Raw genomic sequence first — 21,411 nt, forward strand, 5'->3', positions numbered from 1 at the left:
TTTCATTTCCAATAGAGTGGTTTTCAGGTAGCGTGCCGCTCACGAGACCGGAGCGCCGGAAGGGAGCCATCGAGCCGTGAGAGACCTGACGACCGAGCAAGAGATCGGGCCGTACCTGGTGCGGCACGCCAGGCCCGAGGACGTGCCGGGCGCCCGGAGCGTCATGCTCGACACCTTCTACCGGGAGTTCGACTACGGGTACGTACCCCAGTGGCACGACGACGTCGTCGACATCACCGCCACCTACCTCACGCACCCGCGCCACACCCTCGTCGTGGCGGTCCTGGGCGGAGAAGTGGTCGGCACCACCGCACTCAACTCCCGCGGCCCCGCGCACCCCCCGCACCCGCACTGGCTCACCGAGCGCTACCCCTCCGGGCGCACGGCGCAGCTCCTACGGGTGTACGTACGCCCGGACCACCGCAGGCACGGCCTGGCCCGCGCCATGGTCAGGACGGCCTGCGAGTTCGCCGCCGGCATCCCCGGCTACGACACGGTCTACCTGCACACGAACGTCGACATCCCGGGCGCGGAAGCCTTCTGGCGCAGCATGGCCGACGAGGTCTGCGACGCCCGCACGACCGGCGAGCACGGCGGCTACGGGACGGTCCACTTCGAGATCCCGATCCCCGTGGCGGCCACCGAGCGATACGGGCACCCGTACTTCGCGGCGGCGGGCGGGGCCTGCGGGTCAGGTGGGAAGGGTCATCAGGACCAGGGGGGCGGTCGTGGGCTGGGGTGATCCTCCGGCGGGTTCGAGGGTGAGGCCGACCGCACCCGCGTCGGCCGGGTTCCCGCTGAGGACGACCGTGCCGTCGTGGTCGATGAATCCGGCCGGGCGCATGGTGCTCCCGTGGGCGAGCCACAGCTGGTAGGTCTTGCCGGCTCCGGGCGCGGGAAGGTTGCCGGCGGTGAACACGGCCTTGTTCCGGCGGTCGGAGGCGACGACGGTGGTCAGGGCCCCGTTGGCGGCCCGTCCGTGAACGGTGCGGGCATCGGGCGCGGCCAGGACGCTGCTGACCTCGTCCAGTTGCCGCTGCGCCTGGCGGGCCTGCTGCCTGAGGTCCTCTCCGTTCCGGGCCTGCCACACCGCGACGCCGCCGAGGGCGGCAGCGGCCACACTCGCGGCCAGCGCCAGCGGCAGGGCCCTGCGGCGCAGGATGCCGCGGACGGCGGGTGCGGAGGCGGTGGAGGGGACGCGCGGGGGCAGCTGGCGTACGCCGTCGATGGCGGCCATGACCTGCGGCTTGAGTGCCGCCGGCGGCGGCTGGGAGGCCGCTGCCGCCAGGCGTGCCGCGGTCGCCCCGAACTCCGCGGCCTCCTGCCTGCACGCCTCGCACACCTCCAGGTGGGCTTCGAAGTCCTTGCGTTCGGCGGGGCCGAGGGCGCCGAGGGCGTAGCCGGCGGCAAGGGTGTGCGCGTCGGACGTGTGGTGGTTCATGTGGTCACCCCCATGCAGTCGCGGAGCCGGATGAGCCCGTCGCGCATGCGTGTCTTGATGGTGGGAAGCGGTGTGCGCAGGGCTTCGGCGACTTCACGGTAGGTGAGCCCCCTGTAGTAGGCCAGGGTCACGGCCTGGCGCTGGAGTTCGGTCAGGCCGCGCAGGCAGCGGCGTACCTGTTCGTTCTCCAGGCGGGTTTCGACCTGTTCGGCGACCTCGTCGAAAGCGGTGGTGTGCTCGCGGGCGGCCTGGGCCTGCTCGCGGTCGGTGGCGGCCTGGGCGGAGCGGACCCGGTCCACCGCCCGTCGGTGGGCGATGGTCGCGGCCCAGGTGGTGACGCTGCCGGCGTCGGGGCGGTAGCGGGCGGCCTGCCGCCACAGGTCGATCATGACCTCCTGGGCGACCTCCTCGGACTGGGCCCGGTCGCGTACGACTTTGATCACGATCCCGAACACCAGGGGTGCGAGGGCGTCGTAGAGGACTGAGAAGGCCTGTTTGTCGCCGTGGGCGACGTCCCGCATGACCTCGACCAGATCGCCGCGCCCCTCGGTTGGGCCGGCACCGAAGGGGATGGGCTGGTTCACCGGCGCCGCTCCGGCCGCGGCGAGGAGGCGAAGAGGTGGCCGGGTGCGGCCGTCGGGGGGCGGGTCGTCCATCGCATGCCGGTCCTTGACTCCTTCTGCCCGGACAGGGCCGGGCCGCCACGAGGGCGTCCCGGCCGCCGGAGCGGGTGGGCGTGTCAGCAGTTCTTCGTAGCGGACGGGCGTGCGGATGGGAGGGCGTTTCGTCACCCGCGCGCATGCGGCGGCCCTGAGGCGGCCGCCGTATACCCGGAAGGAACCAGGAGCACGCCGCCGGCTGCGCCCTGGTGCCACTTCCCTGCCCGGGGCACGTGAGGCGAGCAGGTCACTCTTTCGGGTGTGGGACCAATCCGCCAGGCGGGTGCCGCCGAATGCCGGGTGTGAGTCGCTTCCGCACCATCCCCATCCGCGCCGCCGCGGGCGTGCCTGCCGGCCTCCTCGCCGCGTTCACAGCGCTCGCCGTCTCCGAGCTGACGGCCGGGCTGCTGCGGCCGACCGCGGGTCCGGTGACCGTGGTGGGCGGGGCGGTGATCGACCGGACGCCGGCCGCGGTCAAGGACTTCGCGATCCGTACGTTCGGGGAGAACGACAAGACCGTCCTGCAGCTCGGGATCCTCGTGGTTCTCGCCGTCATCGCCATGGCCCTGGGCATGCTCAGCCTGCGCCACCGCCGCGCTGCCGCCGCGGGTGTCCTGTTCTTCGGGTTCGTCGGCGCTGCCGCTGCCCTGAACCGGCCGGACTCCACCGGTGTCGGTGACGTGCTCCCCTCGCTCGCCGGAGGGGTTGCGGGCGCGCTCGCCCTCGGCCTGCTGGCGTCCGGGGCCGCCCCCGCGGCGGCCGAAGGCCGGAGCGGCGGGGCCGGATGGAGCAGGCGGGGCTTCCTGACGGCGGCAGCGGTCACCACCGCCGCGGCCACGTCCGCGGGTGCACTCGGCCGGTTCCTCGCCGGCCGACAGGGCCAGGGCGCGGTTGCCTCCCGTGACGCCCTCGTCCTGCCGGCACCCGTCTCTCCGGCCGCTGCGGTCCCGGCCGGGGCCCGGCTGAAGGTGCCCGGTATCAGCGCCTTCACCACGCCGAACCGGGACTTCTACCGCGTCGACACCGCCCTGGTGGTCCCCAGGGTGGACGCCGGCACCTGGCGGCTGAAGATCCACGGCACCGGCGTCACCCGAACCCGCGCGTACACCCTCGACCAGCTCCTCGCCCGCCCGCTGATCGAACGCGACATCACCCTCACGTGTGTGTCCAACGAGGTGGGCCGCCCCTACGTCGGCAACGCCCGCTGGCTGGGGGTCCCCCTCGCCACCCTCCTCGCCGAGTGCGGCGTCAGGCCGCCGTCGAAGGGCGGGAGGGCCGACCAGCTGGTGGCCCGCTCGGTGGACGGCATGACCCTCGGCTCGCCGGTCGAGGACGTCATGGACGGCCGCGACGCGATGCTCGCCGTCGGCATGAACGGCGAGCCGCTGCCGTTCGAGCACGGTTTTCCCGTCCGGATGCTCGTACCGGGCCTTTACGGCTACGTATCCGCCTGCAAGTGGATCACCGGCATCGAGCTCACCACCTTCGACGCCTACGACCCGTACTGGGTCAAGCGCAAGTGGGCCCGCCGGGCACCGGTCAAGACGCAGGCCCGCATCGACACCCCCAAGCCCTTCGCCCGCCCCACCGCCGGCACCGTCGTGATCGCCGGCGTCGCCTGGGCCCAGCACCGCGGCATCACCCGCGTCGAGGTCCGCGTCGACGACGGCCCCTGGCAGGAAGCCGAACTCGCCGCGCAGGACACCGTCGACACCTGGCGGCAGTGGTCCTGGCCCTGGCAGGCCTCCCCCGGCGGACACACCATCACCGTCCGCGCCACCGACGGCACCGGAACCGTGCAGACGGAGGAGCGCGCCCGCACCGTCCCCGACGGGGCGACCGGCCGGCACAGCGTCTTCGTCACCGTCCCCTGACCACCGGACCTGCCCCCGGGCCGGCCCGTTCACATCACCCGCAGGAACCCCTTCAAGGAGAAACCGGCATGAACACCATGAAGATCCGCCGTACCGCCATTGCCGCGGCCGCGGCCGCCCTGCTGCCGTTCACCCTCGCCGCCTGCTCCGATTCCGGCAGCGACACCGAGGCCGCCCCCAGCGCGGCGGCCGGGGACCAGGCCAGGACCGGTGAGAGCACCCCGGCGGACACCGCGGTGACCGGCGACCAGCCCTTCGGCCCGGCCTGTGCCGGCGTGCCCAAGGAGGGCGCCGGTTCCTTCGACGGCATGGCCAAGGACCCGGTCGCCACGGCCGCCTCCAACAACCCGGCCCTGTCCACCCTGGTCTCCGCCGTCAAGCAGGCAGGCCTCGTCGACACCCTCAACAACGCCAAGGACATCACCGTCTTCGCCCCGACCAACGACGCCTTCGCCAAGATCCCGAAGGCCGACCTCGACAAGGTCCTCGCCGACAAGGCGACGCTCACCAAGATCCTCACGTACCACGTCGTCGGCCGGCGGCTCACCCCGAAGCAGCTGGAGAACGGCTCCTTCGAGACCCTCCAGAAGGGCATGGTCACCACCGCCGGCTCCGGCGATTCCTACAAGGTCAACGGCACCGCTTCCGTGGTCTGCGGCAACGTGAAGACCGCCAACGCCGACGTCTACATCATCGACACCGTCCTCATGCCGAAGTAGCGGCCTACGGCTTCCGCCCGGACGACGACGGCCCGGCACCCCGTGGGGACCACGAGGTGCCGGGCTCGTCGCCTGCTGCCGGCTCGCCGGCCGAGACGATCGCGGCCGTCACCATTGGGCGATGAGCGGCACGTCCGGTCCGTCTCGCAGCCAGGCTTCGGTGAGGCGGACGAGGCGGGTGGGGGCGGCGATACCGCGCACGGTTGCGATCCTGCCGCCTGTGATGTCGAAGGTCACGGAGCCGGCGATGCGGTCGCCGACCACGAAGAGGAGCGCGGGAGCACCATTGACGACCGCGTAATGGAGGGCCGGTGTGCCGCCGGCGAGTCGCCGTTTCGCGGGAGTGGGTGTGAGGCCGGCCCGTACGATCGCGGCGATGCGCTGCGGGTTGTCGTACCGCAGCAGCGTCTTGGCCGTACCGCCGGCGCCGTCGGAGACCGCGGTCGCGTCGTCGGTGAGCAGCGCCACCAGGCGTTCGGTGCGGCCCGAGGCGGCGGCGGCGAGGAATTCCTCGACGATCCTGCGGGCGGATGCCCGGTCGACTTCGTCGCCACCGCGGCGCGCGGCGGTGACGCGCCGTCGGGCCCGGTGGAGGTGCTGCTGGCTCGCGGATTCGGTGATGCCGAGGATCTCGGCGATCTCGGCGTGGCTGTAGGCGAACGCCTCGCGCAGGACGTAGACGGCCCGCTCGTGGGGTGACAGGCGCTCCATGAGGGTCAGCACGGCCAGGGAGACCGATTCCCGCTGCTCGAAGGTGTCGGCCGGGCCGAGCATCGGGTCGCCGTCGAGGAGCGGTTCGGGCAGCCAGGCACCGGCGGTGCGCTCGCGTCGGGCCTGTGCCGAGCGGAGCCGGTCGAGGCACAGGTTGGTGGCGACCTTGGTCAGCCATGCTTCCGGCACTTCGATCCGCTGCCGGTCGGCGGCCTGCCAGTGCAGGAACGTGTCCTGCACCGCGTCCTCGGCGTCGTTGGCGGAGCCCAGCAGCCGGTAGGCCAGCGAGGCCAGCCGGTTGCGGCTGGCCTCGAACCGACTGGTGCCGAAGCGATCCATGGTGCTGTCCACGTGGATCACCCTAGTGCCGGCTACGCGGCCGTCCTCTCGGCGGGCAGGTTCGGTGCGGCGGCGAGGCGGTGCTTGCGCTTGGGCAGGCCGAAGGTCGGGTGCGCGGTCGCCCACAGCGACATCCTGACGATGCCCGCCTTGATCCGCGCCGCCTTCCGGCCGCCCACGTACTTCGGCTTCGCCTGCCCTTCGCCGTCGACCATCTGCAGGATCCCGTCCCGCCGTCCCAGGCTGAGGTGATTGCCCAGGTACTCCAGCTTGGTGTGGGTGATCTCTCGGCCGGTCAGGCGTCCCACGATCGCGTCCACTGCCTGTCGGCCGGTGTAGCCGGCCGAGGCGCAGGACATCGGCAGCGGCTGCCCGTTGTCACCGATGGCGTAGGCGCTGTCGCCGGCGGCGTAGACATCGGGGTGGGAGACGGACCGCATGGTGTGGTCGACGACGATCCGACCGTTCTGGTTGACCTCCAGCCCGCTCATGGCGGCGATCGGGGTGACGGCGAACCCGGCCGTCCACACGGTCGCGTCGGACGCCAGCACGGTGCCTCCGGCGCACATCACCCGGGTGGCTTCGACGGCTTCGACGACGGTGTGCTCCCAGACGGTGATGCCCAGCCGGTCACAGGCCCGGCGCAGGTGATCGCGGGCGCCGGTGGAGAGCGGGGCGCCCAGCTCGCCGCGGGCGATCAGCGACACCGACAGACCGGGCCGGGATTCGGCGATCTCGGTGGCGGTCTCGATGCCGGTCAGCCCGTCGCCGACGACCACGACGGTCCCGGCTCCGCCCTTCTCCTCCAGGCTGTCCAGGCGTTCGCGCAGGCGCATCGCGGAGGGCCGGCCGGCGACGTCGAAGGCGTGCTCGGCCACTCCGGGGACGCCGTGATCCGCTCCGTGGCTGCCGAGCGCGTAGACCAGCGTGTCGTAACCGAGTTCGCCGCCGCCGTCGGCGTCGGCCACGGAGACGACCTGGCGCTCGGGGTCGACGGCGGTGACACGGGCCAGGCGCAGCCCTATCCCCGTGCCCGCGAAGACATCGGCGAGCTTCGGGGCCTCGATCTCCTGGCCGGCCGCGAGCTGGTGCAGCCGCAGCCGCTGGACGAAGTCCCGTTCGGCGTTGACCACGGTGACCTCCGCGTCCGCCGGGGACAGCCGGCGCGCCAGGGTCCCGGCCGCGTAGGCCCCGGCGTAGCCGGCGCCGAGGACGACGATGCGGTGCTTCATGTTCTGCTCCTGTCGGTCGGTTCGCTCGCTCTCGGTGACTTGAGCGGAACAGCTCCCCGATTCCTGACAAGAACCGCATGTGACGTGGGTCACTGGATCGCAGAGGGTGTCGTCGGCGATGCCCACGACGGCGACGTCGGGGCATCGAGCGCGCCCCCGCCCCCGCCGGGAGGCGTGAGCGCCTGTTCAGGCCTCCTCGGCGCGGCTCACGCATCGTCGAGTACTCCTCAGCGCCGGAAGGGTCAGTCCCCCGACGATGACCAGCAACAGCGCGAGCGTCCCGCACCCGAAGCAGCGCCGGTTCGTGTCGTCGAGCCGGCCGAGCCGGGCGATCTCGGTGGAGGGGGCTTCGCCGGCCGCGTCCGGCGATACGAAGCCGCACACGCCCACCATCAGCGACATCGTCAGCAGCAGTGCGAGGTCACCGTGCAGGGCGCGCAGGGCCGCCTCGATGGCGTACGCGACTTATGTGAATCGGCGTCGGCTGTCGGCGGCCGGGCGGGCGTTCACTTGCTCCGCAGCTCCCCCAGCGGCGCGGGGTCTTCCTCCAGGGCGGTGGCTGCCGCCTTCCAGCCGGCCTCGTCGCCCAGCAGGGCCTTGCGCAGGAACGTCGTGGTGAGGTGCTGGACCAGGGCGACGCGCGCCGGGTTCTCGTCGGTGGTCTCGGCGACCTCGTGGCCGGGGATGCCGCCGAGCGAGTGCTCCGCGCCGAACAGGGTGAGCAGGCTCTTGGGGGCGGGGCTGTGGGTGTAGGGGTCGGTAAACCAGTCCGGACCGCGGGTGGACAGGTGGGACTGGTCGTGGTCGCCGGCGACGATGAGGGCCGGGGCGGTCATGGTGTCGAACGACGGCCTCATGAAGGGGAAGTGCTCGGCGGCGAAGGGTGTCAGGTCGTCGCCCAGGCCGGTCAGCGCCAGCAGCACCCCGGCCTTGACGCGGGGATCGGACATGTCCTCGCCGGGGCTGCCGTCGGCGTCCAGGACGCGGGCGCCCAGCAGGGCACTGACCGTCTGGGCTCCCCAGGAGTGACCGGCGACTGCGATACGGGTCCGGTCGACGCGCCCGGCGAGACCGGGGACGGACGCCTCCAGCACGTCGAGTCCGTCCAGCACGCGCACGACGTCCTCGATCCGGTGGCGCCAGATCCGGGGAGTTCGCGGGTCCTCTGCCGGGATGCCGAGCGTCCGGGAGTCGAGGTGGGTGGGCTGGACGACCACGAAGCCGCGTGCGGCCCAGTGGTCGGCCAGCGGAGCGTAGCCGTCCATCGACCAGCCGAAGCCGTGCGAGAAGACGACGACGGGCAGTGCATCGCCGACCGCAGGGGCTGAGACACGGACCTGGAGGTCCTCACCCAGGCCGCCCGGGACGGACAGGGCGGGCAGGACGAGCGGCTTGACGGACAGCACCGCGGTGGGCGCGCCGGCGGAGTCGTACGGATCGGCATCGATTGAGTCGGACACGAGAAGGCCTTTCGATCAGATTCCGGGGCTTGGTCAAGCGGGTGCCGGCGCGTGGCGGTACCAACGACGCGGCTGGGGGTGAGGGAGCAACACACGTGATAGGCCGCAGCGTTGACGCCGGGAATGGAGTTCGCGCACTCCCCCGGCTCTCCGGCGGAGCACCCGAAGCGACGGCGGCCCGGCCGCCGGCCACCCGATCTGGCATCATGAATGAAACGGAACGTCGTTCCACATACGATACGGAACGCTGTTCCGGTTCGCAAGGCCGGTTCCCTTGAACGGAGTGCCAGAGTGACCGACAGCCAGCAGCCCCCGGGAAGTTCGGCCGGGTCGAAGCGCAAGGACGCCCGGCGCAACCAGCAGACCCTGCTGGAGGCCGCCGCCCAGGTCTTCGCCGCCTCGGGCGTGGACGCGCCGGTACGCGAGATCGCCGCCAAGGCCGGCGTCGGGCTGGGCACCTTCTACCGGCACTTCCCCAACCGGGCCGAGCTCGTCATCGCCGTCTACCGCCACCAGGTCGACACCTGCGCCGAAGCAGGCCCGGCCCTGCTGGCGGCCGGCCCGACGCCCTTCGCCGCCCTCGAAGGCTGGGTCGACCTCTTCGTCGACTTCCTGGTCACCAAACACGGCCTGGCCGCGGCGATGCAGTCCGACAGCACCGGCTTCGAGACGCTGCACGCCTACTTCCTCGACCGTCTGCTCCCGGTGTGCGCCCAACTCCTCGAAGCCGCGGCCGCCGCCGGCCAGACCCGCCCCGGCCTGGACGCCTACCACCTCATGCGCGGCATCGGAAACCTCTGCATCGGCACCGACACCGACCCCCGCTACGACCCCCGCCGACTGGTCGCGCTGCTCCTCGCAGGACTGCACCAGCAGCCCTGACCGCTACGCCCGCCCGTGGGAGCCGCCACCGCCCTGAGAGCGGGCGATCGAGATCGCGAAGGGGGCGAATCCGCTGGAGCGGATCACGTGGGGTACGAACAGGATCGCGGCCTCCGTCGCGCGGGCGGTCCGGATCCCGCCGAGGTCGGTGATCCATTCGTCCTGCCAGCCGAGGTCGGCGAGGAGTTCGCGGACGGTCTGCTTGGCCCGGGCGTCCTCGCCGGAGAGGAACGCGGTGGGCGTCTGGGTGAGCGTGGCCGGGGCGGTCATCACCGGGAAGAGCATGGTGTTGAGGGTCTTGACGACGTGCGTTTCGGGGAGTGCTTCCTGCAGTTGCTCGGCGAGGCTGGAGCCGGGGTAGAGCAGGTCGGCGGGCAGGCCGTCCGGTCCGTCGGTGGTGGCGTTGGAGACGTCGACGAGGAGGGTGCCGCGCAGTTCGTCGCGCAGGGCGGCGAGCCGTTCCAGGGAGCCGGCGCCCGGGGTGGCGTTGATGACGATCCGGGCGCGCCGGGCGGCGTCGGCGGCGGCCCCCGGTGTGCGGTCCGCGACGGTCACCTCGTGCCCCGCGCGGGTGAGGGCGGCGGCCAGGTTGCCGCCGACGCGGCCGTTTCCGAGTACTGCGATCGTGGTCATGAGGGTGTGGCCCCTTGTCGTGTGTGCGGCTGCGGTGGTGTTCGGTCAGCGTGCAAGGGCGGCGACGGCCTGGGCGTGGACGCCGGGCGCGGCGGCCAGGAAGCCGGCGCTCCGCGGGGTCCAGGGGCGGCCCTCGGCGTCGGAGATCCGTCCGCCGGCCTCGGTGACGAGGAGCGCGCCGGGCAGCAGGTCCGCGCGGGCGCCGGCGAACTGCCAGAAGGCGTCGAGCCGGCCGGCGGCCACGTTCAGCAGGTGCAGGGTCGCGGGCACGGCGACGCGGACGACGAGTGCGTCGAAGAGCATCGCGGTGATCGAGGAGCCGACGCGCCGGACGACGTTCTCGTCCTCGTCGGGCCGGGCCTGGCTGGTGGCGACGACGCTGAGGCCGAGGTCCGTGGTCTGGGACACGTGCAGGGGCCGGCCGTCGAGGTGGGCGCCCGCGCCGGTGAGCGCGGTGTAGGTCTGGCCGGTCAGCGGCAGGTGGACCGCGGTGAGCACCGGCTGGTTGTCGCGCACGAGGGTGGCGGTCACCGCCCATTCGGGCAGGGCGTGCAGGTGGTTGACGTTGCCCTCGGCCGGATCCACGACCCACCACTCGCCGGACGGCAGCGCCCCGCCGTCCAGCTCGTCCTCCACCCAGCCGGCGTCCGGGCGCAGGCTCGTCAGGCGGGGGCGCAGGATGCCGAGGGCCGTGTCGTCGTTGGCGGCGAGCGCGCTCATCAGCTCTTCGCGGGTCCGGTAGGGGACCGCGTCGCCGAACCGCTCGCGCAGTGCCGCACCGGCCTCCCGCACGGCGGCCGCGGTCCGGTCGAGCAGGTCGGCGTCGGAGACGGAGAGGGAGACGGACACGGTGGCGTCGGTGGCCTGAAGCGCTTCGGACATGGTGGAACTCCCGTCTGGGCAAGGGGTGATGAGGAGGACTTCGGGCCGGGCCGTGCGTTCCGCCCTGCGCCGCGGTAACGACGCTACGCACCCCTCCCATTAACATCAAATGCATGTCAAGCACGTCTGGGATTACTCCCATGCAATTGGATTTGAATCTGCTCACCGCGCTCGACGCACTGCTGGAGGAAGGCAGCGTGGCCGGGGCGGCCGCACGGCTGCACGTCACCGCCCCCGCGATGAGCCGGAGTCTGGGCCGGATCCGGCGGACGACCGGGGACCAGATCCTGGTGCGCACCGGCCGCACCATGACCCCGACGCCCTATGCGATCGCCGTCCGGGAACAGGTGCACGAGCTGCTGCACCAGGTCCGGGGCGTGCTGGCACCGAGCCGTGAACTCGACCCGGCAACGCTGGAACGCACCTTCACGCTCCGCTGGCACGATTCCCTGGTCGCCCTCAGCGGCCCCGCGCTGCTCGCGGCCGTACGCGGACAGGCGCCGGGCGTGCGACTGCGCTTCGTGGCGGAATCGGCCACCGACACCCCCGGACTGCGACGCGGCGAGGTCGATCTGGAGGCGAACGCCAACCGCCCGAGCGCCCCCGACATCCGCGCCGAGCACGTGGGCGAGACCCGCCTCGTCGCCGTCGTGAGGCAGGGACACCCCCTCACCCGCGCCCGAACCGTCACCGCCCAGCAGTACGCCGCCGCCGAACACGTCACCGTCTCGCGACGCGGAAACCTCGGCAACGCCCTCGACGACGCCCTCACTCGGCTCGGCCTCACCCGCCGCGTGGTGGCGGCCGCCCCCACGGAAGCAGCCGCGCTGGAGTTCGCGCGCGGCACCGACCTCGTGATCAGCGTCCCCGAAACCACCACACGCAACGCGGCCGCCGACCTCGGCCTGGCCGTACTCCCCCTGCCGCTCGAACTCCCCCCGGCACCGGTGTACCTGTCATGGCACCAGCGCTACGACACCGACCACGCCCACACCTGGCTGCGCGCACTGGCGCGAACCGCACTGGCCGCATGCGGAGCGTCGTAGCCGACGCCGCACGGCCCGACGACTGCGGGCTCGGGCCCGGCTCAGTCCTCCGCGTCGTCGGCCCGGTCGAGGAGTCCGGGGAGTTCCGTACGGGAGGTGATGCCGAGCTTCGGGAAGGCGCGGTAGAGGTGGTGGCCGACCGTGCGCGGGCTCAGGAACAGGGTGGTGCCGATCTCGCGGTTGGTCGCGCCGGCGGCGGCCAGGCGGACGACCTCGCGCTCCTGCGGGCTGAGGCGGCGCAGGGGTACGTTCGTCGCCTCGTTCCCGCTCACCTGCTCGCCCGTGGCCTGGAGTTCGGTGCGGGCCCTGGCGGCCCAGGGCTCGGTGCCGAGCTCCTCGAAGGTCTCCAGCGCGGCGCGGAGGGTGCGGCGGGCGTCGGTGCGGCGCCGCTCCCGGCGCAGCCACTCGCCGTACAGGAGCTCTGTGCGGGCTCGTTCGAAGGGAAGCTGCGCCTCGTCGTGAAGGGCCATTGCCTCGCTGAAGTGCCGCTCGGCCTGGTCATCCGGTCCGGTGAGGGCCTGGCAGCGGCGGAACAGGGCCGTGGCCGTCGGGTGCCGGGCGACGGCCGCCCAGTCCGCGAGGCGCGCCAGCGGCTCCGCCGCCCGGTCCGGCTGCCCGGCGCGGACCGCGGCCTCCACGAGATCGGGCGCCGCCCAGGCCGCCAGGGCCGGCTGGCCCACCCGCGCGCTCGCCGCTTCCAGATGCGCGAGTGCGCTCTCCGCCTGGCCGAGCCCGAGTTCGAGCAGGCCGAGCGCTCGTTGGGCGTGCGCGGCGGCCAGGGCGATGCCGTGCCCGTCGGCGCGCTCCAGCGCCGCCCCGGCGAACGCGGCGCACGCGTCCTGGTCACCCCGCAGGGCGGCCAGCGTCGCCAGGGTCGCCCGCAGGTACGTGCCCCGGTGGTGCCGGCCGAACTCCTCGGCGACGCCGAGCCCCTCCTCGGCGGCGGCCCGTGCCTCGCGGAAGCGGCCCAGGGCCAGCTGGGCCTCGGCCAGCTGGTGCAGCGCGGTGTGCAGCCAGCCGACCACGTCCAGGGCCCGGCACTCCTGCACGTGCGCGGCGGCGGTCTCGTAGGCGGTGACGTGATCCGCGAGCAGCTGGGCGAGCACACCGGCTGTGGCCCGCTCGGCGAAGGCGACGTCGTCGGAACCGGTCTCGTACGGGCCGGTGCCGACGGGACCGGAGCCGTCGGGCACGGTCGCGTCCGGCCGGGCCGGCTCCGGCCTCGCCTCGGTGGCATCGGGCGACAGCGCGAGCGCCCGCGCCAGCGCCCTCGTCAGGGCGTAACCGGGCGCCGCCGCCGGGATGCGGGACTCCACCTCGGCCAGCAGGTCCGGGTCACCGGCCGAATGCGCCGTCTGCACGGCCTCGGCCAGGACCACCGGAAGATCGCCGGTGGGTCCGATGCGGTCCGCGCACGCGAGGAGGATGCGGGTGGCCTCACCTGGTGTGCCGCGGTCGAGCTCGACGACGGCGCGGACCCGGGCGAAGTCGGCGAGCGTCGCCGGGTCCAGGGCGAGGGCGTTGATCCGGTCCGAGAGCCCCGCCGTGCGGTGGAACTGCCCCGCCTCGGCCGACGTGATGGCCGCGGCGGCCAGGAACCGCGCCCGGCGGGCCGGGTCGGCCGTGAGCTGCGCGGCGCGCTCGTACGCGGCCGAGGCCGCGGCGGTGCCCTGCCGGCCGCCGGCCCGGCGGGCCACGCCCGCCATCTCGTCCGCGACGGCCTCGTCCGTTCCGGTCGTCGCCGCGGACAGGTGCCAGGCCCGCCGGTCGGCGGCCCCGTCGGCGGCCGTGGCGCCGTCCAGGGCGTCCGCCAGCGCCCGGTGGGCCGCGAGGCGCCGGGCCAGGGCGGCGTCCTGGTAGGTGGCCGACCTGATGAGGGGGTGCCGGAAGGCCAGGGCGTGCTCGGTCAGGATCACGAGCGTGGCGTGTTCGGCGGGCTCCAGGTCCTCCGGCGTGGCACCGAACCGCGCCGACGCCCGCAGGACGAGGTCGAGCCCGCCCGTGTCGTCGGCGGCCGCCACGAGCAGCATCGCGCGGGTGGTCTCGGGCAGTCGGCGGATCTGCTCCTGGAACGACTCCTGGATCCGGCCCGCCGGCGAGGCTAGCCCCGGGGGCAGGGTGACCGGGTTCGGGCGGCCCGCGTGCTGCTCGGCCGTGAGCGCGGTGGGGAGTTCGATCAGGGCCAGCGGGTTGCCCTGCGCCTGCTCCACGATCCGTCCCCGGGCGTACGGGGAGAGGCCGGCGATCCGGTCGGTGAGGAGGGCGTCGACGGCCGCCGCGTCCAGGCCGGCGATCCGCAGCGTGGGCAGGCCGGTGATCCGGCCGCCCTGCGCCCCGTCGCGAACGGCGAACAGGATGACGATGCCCTCGGTGTGCAGCCGGCGCGCCGCGAACGTCAGCGCGTCCAAGGACGCCTGGTCCAGCCACTGGGCGTCGTCGACCACGCAGAGCATCGTGCCCCCGCCGGCCGCGGCGGTCAGGGCCGCGAGCACCGCCGCACCCACGGTGAAGCGGTCGCGCACCGGCTCCCCGGTCAGGCCGAGGGCCGCCTTCAGGGCGGCGGCCTGGGGGGTGGGGAGCTCGTCGAAGTGGTGGCTCACCGGCAGCAGGAGCTGGTGCAGGCCGCCGAAGGGCAGCTCCATCTCGGACTCGATGCCGACCGTGCGCAGGACCCGGCCCCCGCCATCGGCCTCGCCCGCCCCGGCCTCGCCCGCCCCGGCCCCGTACGCCTCGACCGCGTACCCCAGCAGGGCCGTCTTGCCTATGCCGGCCTCTCCATGGATCAGCAGCGCCCCGCTCATGCCCTCCCGGGCACGTGCCAGCAGCTGCTCGATCCGGTCCTGCTCGGTCCCTCGCCCGTACAACATGCGGTCAACCTACCCAAGGTTCCCGATCACCGACGGTCGCATTACGTCGCACCGACCGATGTGCCGGCAGGTCAGTTCCCCATAGCTTTCGAGCAGTTCAACGGGCCAGCACCGTCCTCACCTCAGTCCCAGGAGTCGCCGCCTTGAGCGCACGCGTCCACATCACCCCCCTCCACCGCATCACCGTCACCGAGACCGCCGCCTGGCACCGGGTCGTCGCCGCCTCGGCCGCCCTCGACCTGCCGGGAGTCCCGGCGCCCAGCGCCGGACACGTCCACGCACTGCTCACCAAGCCCGCCCTCGGCAGCCAGAGGCTGTCCTGGCTGGCCACGGCCGAGGACGGCACGGTCGTCGGCGTCGCCGCTCTGCGCCTGTTCACCCAGCCCGGTCAGAACCACCTCGCCGAACTCGAACTGCACGTCCACCCCGCGCACCGGCGCCACGGCACCGGATCCCAGCTCCTCTCCGCAGTCGTGGCGGCCTGCCGTACGGAGGGCCGGCGCAGCCTGGTCGTCGCGGCCGGTGCCGACGGGCCCGGCGAGGCCTTCGCCGGGCGCTGGGGCTTCGAGGCGGTCCTGACGCTGGACCATCTGGTCATGGCCCTCGACAAGGACGAGGACCTGGACCGAATCCGTCGGATCGCCGCCACCGAGCACCCCGGCTACCGGCTCACCGGCTGGACCGGCGTGGTCCCCGACGAGCTGGCCGCGCCCTTCGCCGCCGCGAAGAACGCGATGAACGACATGCCCATGGGCGATGTGGACTACGGACGCGTCGACTGGGACGCCGACCAGGTACGGGAGATGGGCCGCGTGGTCGCCAGACGCGGCGACACGCTCCTGACCCTCGCCGCCGTCCACACGGACGGGACCATGGCCGGCTACACCGAGATCGTGCTCCCCGGGGGCGCGCCGCAGCGGGCCCAGCAGTACGACACGGCGGTGGCGCCGGCGCATCGCGGGCACGGCCTGGGGCTGTGGCTCAAAGCCGCGATGGCGGAGCGGCTGCGGGCCGAGCACCCCGGCGTCACCGAGATCGAGACCGACAACGCCGAGGAGAACGTCCACATGCTCGCCGTCAACCGATCGCTCGGTTACCGCTCGTACCGGCGCACGCGCGAGTTCCAGCTCGACCTGGCCACGCCCTGATCCGTACGACGGCGGCCACCGTCATCCCAAGCCCCGCGCGACACCTCCCCCATCACCTCACCCATCACCGCACCGCGAAACGAGACCCCTTGGACTTCTCCGGCGCAACCCCCGGAATGGGCGCCGACCCCGACACCGTGCTGCCCGGCGCGGGCCATGCTGCGCCGATGAGCCGCGAACAGATCTCCGCGATCGCCCATGCCGGCCACCCGGTCAAGTCCCCGCTCGCCGACGACTCGGTCAGCGAGCTGCTCACGCGCAGCCTCCCGCGGGGCGACGAGCACGTACTCGACCTGGGATGCGGAACAGCGGAATGGCTTCTGCGAGCCCTGACCACTCACCCGCGACTGCACGCCGAGGGCGTCGACGTCTCCGAAGTGGCCCTGACGCAGGCCCGCCGGTCAGCGAGGGACCTCGGGGTCGGCGAGCGCCTGGCCCTCCACCGGCAGGAGGCCGCGGACTTCGTCTCCACACGGCCGTTCGACCTGGTGATCAGCGTCGGCGCCACGCATGCCTTCGGAGGCCTCCTCCCCACCCTCGCGGCGGCCCGCGGACACCTGGCTCCCGGCGGCCACGTCCTGATCGGTGAGTCGTTCTGGGACCGGGCCCCTTCACCGGAGGCCGTGGAGATCTTCGGTGAGCTCGACGACCTGGCGACCACGGTGGACCTGGTCGTCGCCGACGGATGGACCCCGGTCCACGGCCACGTCAGCACACGTGGTGAGCTGGACGCCTACGAATGGGCCTGCTGGGGCTCGCTGGCCTCGTGGGCCCTGGACCACGCTGACGATCCGGCCGCCGGACAAGTACTGGAGACGGCCACCGCCGCGCGTTCGCAGTGGCTGCGCGGCTACCGGGACAGCTTCGGCTTCCTCTGCCTGGTCCTCCGTCGAACATCGCGTTGAGGACCCGCTGGACGCGTCCTCAACGCGAGCAGTGCCACCTGTGGCGTAACGAGGGCACTCGCGCTCGGGGCGGGGCGGCCGGGCGCGAGGAGGTTCAGCCGAGGCCGGGGATGGTGGAGACCACCAAGTCGATGAGCTTGATCCCGACGAACGGCAGGACCAGGCCGCCGAGGCCGTAGACGCCGAGGTTGCGGCGCAGCAGGTCGTGGGCGGAGGCGGGCTTGTAGCGGACGCCGCGCAGGGCGAGCGGGATGAGGGCGATGATGATCAGGGCGTTGAAGATGATCGCCGAGGTGATGGCCGAGGTCGGGCTGCTCAGGCCCATGATGTTGAGGGATTCGAGGCCCGGGTGGGCCGCGGTGAACATGGCCGGGATGATCGCGAAGTACTTCGCGACGTCGTTCGTGATCGAGAAGGTGGTCAGGGCGCCCCGGGTGATGAGGAGCTGCTTGCCGATCTCGACGATCTCGATCAGCTTCGTCGGGTTGGAGTCCAGGTCCACCATGTTCCCTGCCTCCTTGGCGGCCGAGGTACCCGTGCTCATCGCCACGCCGACGTCCGCCTGCGCGAGCGCCGGGGCGTCGTTGGTGCCGTCGCCGGTCATCGCGACCAGCTTGCCGCCGGCCTGCTCCCGCTTGATGAGGGCCATCTTGTCCTCCGGGGTGGCCTCGGCCAGGTACTCGTCGACCCCGGCCTCGGCGGCGATGGCGCGGGCCGTCAGTTCGTTGTCCCCGGTCACCATGACCGTACGGATGCCCATGCTGCGGAGCTCCGCGAAGCGCTCGCGGATGCCGTCCTTGACGACGTCCTTGAGGTGGACGATGCCGAGCACCCTCGGCCCGTCCCAGTCGTGGACCGCCACCAGCAGAGGAGTGCCCCCGGACTCCGACACGCGGGCCGACCACGCCTCGGCTTCCGGCGGTACGGTCCCGCCGCGCATCGTCACCCAGTCGCAGACCTGCGCGGTGGCACCCTTGCGGATGGCGCAGCCGGCTCCGTTGGGCCAGCTCAGGTTCACGCCGCTCATCCGGGTCCGGGCGCTGAACTCGGTGAAGTGCGGATTGCTGAGGTCCTCGGCGGCGGCCGGGTGGAGTCCGTACTGCTGGGCGAGGGCGACGACGGACCGGCCCTCGGGCGTCTCGTCGGCGAGCGAGGACAGCTGGGCGGCCTCCGCGAGCTTGAGGTGGTCCACGCCGGGCAGGGGGATGAAGGCCGCGGCCTCGCGGTTGCCGAGGGTGATGGTGCCGGTCTTGTCGAGGAGGAGGGTGTTCACGTCCCCGGCCGCCTCGACCGCGCGTCCGCTCATCGCGATGACGTTGCGCTGGACGAGCCGGTCCATACCCGCGATGCCGATGGCCGACAGCAGGGCGCCGATCGTGGTGGGGATGAGGGTGACGAGGAGGGCGACCAGGACGGTCGTGGACTGTGCGGCGTGCGCGTAGGCGGCCATCGGCTGGATGGCGACGACCACCAGGACGAAGACGACGGTCAGCGCGGCCAGCAGGATGTTGAGGGCGATCTCGTTCGGGGTCTTCTGCCGGGTGGCGCCCTCGACCAGGGCGATCATCCGGTCGATGAAGCTGTGCCCCGGGCGCGAGGTGACCCGTACGACGACCGAGTCGGACAGTACGGTCGTCCCGCCGGTGACCCCGGACCGGTCACCGCCCGACTCCCTCAGGACGGCGGCCGATTCGCCGGTCACGGCCGACTCGTCCACCATCGCGGCCCCGTCGACCACGTCGCCGTCGGCCGGGATCAGCTCGCCGGCCTCGACGAGGACGAAGTCGAAGGGCTCGAGCTCGGCGGGCGTGACCACCTCGGTCTCGGCCCGGTTCAGGTTCGCGCCGTACGTCCAGTGCTTCAGCCGCACCGCGACCGTGTCAGTGCGTGCCTTGCGCAGCGACTCGGCCTGGGCCCGGCCCCGGCCTTCGGCGACCGCCTCGGCGAGGTTGGCGAAGAGGACCGTCAGCCAGAGCCAGACGCTGATCACCCAGGTGAACACGGACGGGTGGACGAGCGCCGAGAGCGTGGTCAGCACGGATCCGACGGCGACGACGAACAGCACCGGCTTCTTGACCAGTTCGCGGGGGTGCAGTTTGCCGACGGCCTCCCGTGCGGAGGCCGCCAAGAGCTCGGGGTCCACCACCTTCACCTGGCCGGAGCGTTTCCGGGACGGCCGGTTGACCGGAGTCCGCGGAGGGGTCCCGAGACCCGGAGGAACGTGCTGCGCGGCGGCGGGAGGCATGGGAACCTTCTGAGTGGGTTTGAGGCGTGGCAGCCCCGGCGGCTCGTGGCCGGGGTGCGGAGGGGGTGTCGCCGCCGGGGAGCATCTCCATGGACCCCCTCGGCCGTCATGTGAGCAATCGAGGTCCCCGGCGGCGCAACAGGCAGGAAACTACTGCCCGTTTCCTTGGAAATGCCTATGCGGGCGCGGGAATTGGCATCTTCTTGATGGCGGCGCACGAGATGCGTCAAGCCGCCGTCAGAGGTGTGTCAACACCTGTCAGCGCGCGTCGGCGGTGATGCGGAAACGCAGCCGGCAGATCACTGCGTCGGTGTCGCGGCGGACCGCGTGGGCGACGACGGAGCCGCGCTGGTTCTGGAGCATCCGCTGCCACAGCCGGGCGGGTTCGGTCTCCGGGATGAGCACGGTCACCTGGGCATCCGGGTCGGCCTGGGCCAGCTTGCGCACGTACGCCGACAGGGGTCGGCCGAGCGCCCGGGACTCCGAGGGGAGCTCGATCAGCTCGATGCCGGGCTTCCACAACTCCCAGTCCCGCCTGAGGGCTTCGGCCGCCTGGCGGTCCTCGGGGGCGGGGTGTGTGACGGTCACGGCGAGGACTTCGTCGCCGAGCGAGCGGGCGGCGGTCAGGGCCTGGCTGGTCAGCCGGGACAGGCCGGAGACGGGGACGACGACCACGGAGCGGGAGCGCCGCGGGGCCTGCGGGATCCGGCCGAGCTCCAGGCGTTCGCCGATCTCGGTGTAGGCGCGGTGGACCTTCTCGAAGCCGAAGACGAGCAGCGGCAGCGCGACGACGATCAGCCAGGCGCCCTCGGTGAACTTGGTGGCCGTGACGACGACGGCCGAGACGCCGGTCAGCAGCGCGCCGAATCCGTTCAGCACCGCCTTCGCCCGCCAGCCGCGCGGGCGCTCCCCGTACCAGTGCCGGACCATGCCGACCTGGCAGATGGTGAAGCCGATGAACACGCCGATCGCGAAGAGCGGAACGAGGGTGTTGGTGTCGCCGCCGGAGAACACCAGCAGCGCGGCGGAGACGAGGGCCAACCAGACCACTCCGTGGCGGTGCACCTGGCGGTCGGCCTTGAGGGCGAAGACGTGCGGCAGGTGGTTGTCGCGGGCCAGCAGGCTCATCAGGACGGGCAGGCCGCCGAAGGAGGTGTTCGCGGCGAGCGCCAGCAGCACCATGGTGGCGAACTGGACGACGTAGAAGGCCGCGTTGTGCCCGAAGGAGGCGTCCGCGAGCTGGGCGAGGACGGTCACGCCCTCGACCGGCTGGAGGTGGAAGCGGCCGATGAGGACCGACAGGCCGATCAGCATCACGCCCAGGAGCGCGCCGAGCGCGACCTCGGTGCGCTGGGCCCGGCGGGCGGCCGGTGCGCGGAAGGAGGGCACGGCGTTGGCGACGGCCTCGACTCCGGTCAGGGCGGAGCAGCCGGCGGCGAAGGCCTTGAGCAGGAGGAGCGCGCCGACCGCGGTCGCGCCCTCGCCGAGGGCCGAGGCGTGCCCGTCGGCGGAGGCGGTGCTGACGGGGCCGTCGCGGAAGAGCCCGACGGCGACCATCGCGAGGATCGAGCCGACGAAGACGGCGGTGGGGACGAGGAACGCCTTGGCCGATTCAACGACCCCGCGCAGGTTCACGCCGGTGACCAGGACGAGGATGGCCAGGCAGATCCACACGCGCTCCCCGTACAGCCCGGGGAAGGCCGAGGTCAGGGCGGCGACGCCGGCGGTGACGGACACGGCCACGTTCAGGACGTAGTCCAGGATCAGCGAGGCGGCGGCCACCAGGCTCGTACGCCGCCCCAGGTGCCGCTTGGCGACGGCGTACGAGCCGCCGCCGTCCGGGAACGCGGCGATCACCTGCCGGTACGAGGCCACCAGCACCGCGAGGAGCGCGGCGATGGCGAGCGTGACGGGGAGGGTGAAGCCCATGCCGTAGGCGCCGGCCGCGGCCAGGACGAGCACGATCGACTCCGGCCCGTACGCGACGGACGCCATCGCGTCCAGTGACAGCGCGGCCAGCCCCTGGAGGGCGGTCAGCCGGTGGCGGTCGTCCGCCACGGGTGTGCGGACGTCGGCATCAGGAGGTTCCTCCGTGCCCGGATCCTGTCCTGCGGTGCCCGTCTTTCCCATGTCTGTCGACATCTCTCGCTGTTCCTCCGTTGGACAAGGTGAGGACAGCGTCCGAGCGCCATGGACGGATCAACAGGGTCCTTGACGTTGTCCATACGGCCGCCGCTCCAGTCCTCACGCGTCCTTGATGCCGACGCGGGAGAGCCGTATGAGGTGCGTCAAGACCTCGCAGTGACACGTGGTCGTCCCGCCGGCGGGCGGGCACGGTTGAAAAGAGTGCCCTCGTGTCCGGACAGGA

Annotated in this window: 18 protein-coding genes; 7 read left to right on the top strand and 11 right to left on the bottom strand. The window is 72.7% G+C overall.

Annotation, left to right across the window (positions count from 1 at the left end; all coding sequences use genetic code 11):
- The first annotated feature begins 76 nt into the window (after window positions 1-76).
- The gene (locus AC07A6_RS05310) at window positions 77-742 is read left to right on the top strand and encodes a GNAT family N-acetyltransferase (RefSeq protein ID WP_478776165.1); all 666 of its coding nucleotides are present in this window, start codon (window positions 77-79) and stop codon (window positions 740-742) included.
- Here the strand turns inward: AC07A6_RS05310 and AC07A6_RS05315 are convergent.
- Together AC07A6_RS05315 and sigK are read right to left on the bottom strand one after the other, a co-directional pair.
- A complete protein-coding gene (locus AC07A6_RS05315) occupies window positions 692-1,441 on the bottom strand; it encodes an anti-sigma factor (RefSeq protein WP_478776166.1) in 750 nt (249 codons plus the stop codon). The two genes, AC07A6_RS05310 and AC07A6_RS05315, sit on opposite strands and share 51 nt — an antisense overlap.
- Entirely contained in the window at window positions 1,438-2,025 is a 588-nt protein-coding gene (gene sigK, locus AC07A6_RS05320) for an ECF RNA polymerase sigma factor SigK (RefSeq protein ID WP_478776272.1), read from the bottom strand. The genes AC07A6_RS05315 and sigK overlap by 4 nt, the downstream gene beginning before the upstream one ends.
- A 368-nt stretch (window positions 2,026-2,393) precedes the next feature.
- Between sigK and AC07A6_RS05325 the strand changes: the two genes are divergently transcribed.
- Together AC07A6_RS05325 and AC07A6_RS05330 are read left to right on the top strand one after the other, a co-directional pair.
- A complete protein-coding gene (locus tag AC07A6_RS05325) occupies window positions 2,394-3,974 on the top strand; it encodes a molybdopterin-dependent oxidoreductase (RefSeq protein WP_478776167.1) in 1,581 nt (526 codons plus the stop codon).
- Window positions 3,975-4,042: 68 nt separating this feature from the next.
- Window positions 4,043-4,693, top strand: a complete 651-nt coding sequence (locus AC07A6_RS05330) for a fasciclin domain-containing protein (protein ID WP_478776168.1) — start codon at window positions 4,043-4,045, stop codon at window positions 4,691-4,693.
- A 108-nt stretch (window positions 4,694-4,801) separates the two neighbouring features.
- On the opposite strand, the gene AC07A6_RS05335 is transcribed toward AC07A6_RS05330, so the two are convergent.
- From AC07A6_RS05335 to AC07A6_RS05350, 4 genes are all read right to left on the bottom strand, one after another.
- Entirely contained in the window at window positions 4,802-5,755 is a 954-nt protein-coding gene (locus tag AC07A6_RS05335) for a sigma-70 family RNA polymerase sigma factor (RefSeq protein ID WP_386272444.1), read from the bottom strand.
- 20 nt (window positions 5,756-5,775) lie between these two features.
- On the bottom strand, window positions 5,776-6,975 hold the full coding sequence (locus AC07A6_RS05340; RefSeq protein WP_478776169.1) for an NAD(P)/FAD-dependent oxidoreductase: 1,200 nt from the start codon (window positions 6,973-6,975) through the stop codon (window positions 5,776-5,778).
- Window positions 6,976-7,161: 186 nt separating this feature from the next.
- Window positions 7,162-7,377, bottom strand: coding sequence for a hypothetical protein (locus tag AC07A6_RS05345; RefSeq protein ID WP_478776170.1), 216 nt, complete (start codon window positions 7,375-7,377; stop codon window positions 7,162-7,164).
- A 104-nt stretch (window positions 7,378-7,481) separates the two neighbouring features.
- Window positions 7,482-8,435 carry an alpha/beta hydrolase family protein gene (locus tag AC07A6_RS05350; protein WP_478776171.1) on the bottom strand — a complete coding sequence of 318 codons (954 nt, stop codon included), beginning with the start codon at window positions 8,433-8,435 and terminating at the stop codon, window positions 7,482-7,484.
- Between the two features lie 291 nt (window positions 8,436-8,726).
- On the opposite strand from AC07A6_RS05350, the gene AC07A6_RS05355 reads away from it, so the two are divergent.
- Window positions 8,727-9,317: a TetR/AcrR family transcriptional regulator gene (locus tag AC07A6_RS05355; protein ID WP_478776172.1), complete on the top strand. Its 591-nt coding sequence runs from the start codon at window positions 8,727-8,729 to the stop codon at window positions 9,315-9,317.
- Window positions 9,318-9,320: 3 nt separating this feature from the next.
- On the opposite strand, the gene AC07A6_RS05360 is transcribed toward AC07A6_RS05355, so the two are convergent.
- Both AC07A6_RS05360 and AC07A6_RS05365 read right to left on the bottom strand, forming a co-directional pair.
- A complete protein-coding gene (locus tag AC07A6_RS05360; RefSeq protein WP_478776173.1) occupies window positions 9,321-9,950 on the bottom strand; it encodes an NADPH-dependent F420 reductase in 630 nt (209 codons plus the stop codon).
- A gap of 45 nt (window positions 9,951-9,995) precedes the next feature.
- A complete protein-coding gene (locus AC07A6_RS05365) occupies window positions 9,996-10,832 on the bottom strand; it encodes an inositol monophosphatase family protein (protein ID WP_478776174.1) in 837 nt (278 codons plus the stop codon).
- A 140-nt stretch (window positions 10,833-10,972) separates the two neighbouring features.
- Between AC07A6_RS05365 and AC07A6_RS05370 the strand changes: the two genes are divergently transcribed.
- Entirely contained in the window at window positions 10,973-11,878 is a 906-nt protein-coding gene (locus AC07A6_RS05370; RefSeq protein WP_362465117.1) for a LysR family transcriptional regulator, read from the top strand.
- A 41-nt stretch (window positions 11,879-11,919) separates the two neighbouring features.
- Here AC07A6_RS05370 and AC07A6_RS05375 read toward each other — a convergent pair whose 3' ends face one another.
- Window positions 11,920-14,745, bottom strand: coding sequence for a helix-turn-helix transcriptional regulator (locus AC07A6_RS05375; protein ID WP_478776175.1), 2,826 nt, complete (start codon window positions 14,743-14,745; stop codon window positions 11,920-11,922).
- Window positions 14,746-14,888: 143 nt separating this feature from the next.
- Between AC07A6_RS05375 and AC07A6_RS05380 the strand changes: the two genes are divergently transcribed.
- Window positions 14,889-15,893, top strand: coding sequence for an N-acetyltransferase family protein (locus tag AC07A6_RS05380; RefSeq protein ID WP_478776176.1), 1,005 nt, complete (start codon window positions 14,889-14,891; stop codon window positions 15,891-15,893).
- A gap of 167 nt (window positions 15,894-16,060) precedes the next feature.
- Complete coding sequence (locus AC07A6_RS05385) at window positions 16,061-16,798, top strand: SAM-dependent methyltransferase (protein ID WP_478776177.1); 738 nt, start codon at window positions 16,061-16,063, stop codon at window positions 16,796-16,798.
- 94 nt (window positions 16,799-16,892) lie between these two features.
- On the opposite strand, the gene kdpB is transcribed toward AC07A6_RS05385, so the two are convergent.
- A complete protein-coding gene (gene kdpB, locus AC07A6_RS05390) occupies window positions 16,893-19,043 on the bottom strand; it encodes a potassium-transporting ATPase subunit KdpB (RefSeq protein ID WP_478776178.1) in 2,151 nt (716 codons plus the stop codon).
- A 258-nt stretch (window positions 19,044-19,301) separates the two neighbouring features.
- Window positions 19,302-21,185, bottom strand: coding sequence for an APC family permease (locus AC07A6_RS05395; RefSeq protein ID WP_478776179.1), 1,884 nt, complete (start codon window positions 21,183-21,185; stop codon window positions 19,302-19,304).
- Window positions 21,186-21,411 lie beyond the last annotated feature (226 nt).

The sequence above is a fragment of the Streptomyces sp. NPDC044002 genome (assembly GCF_056434525.1).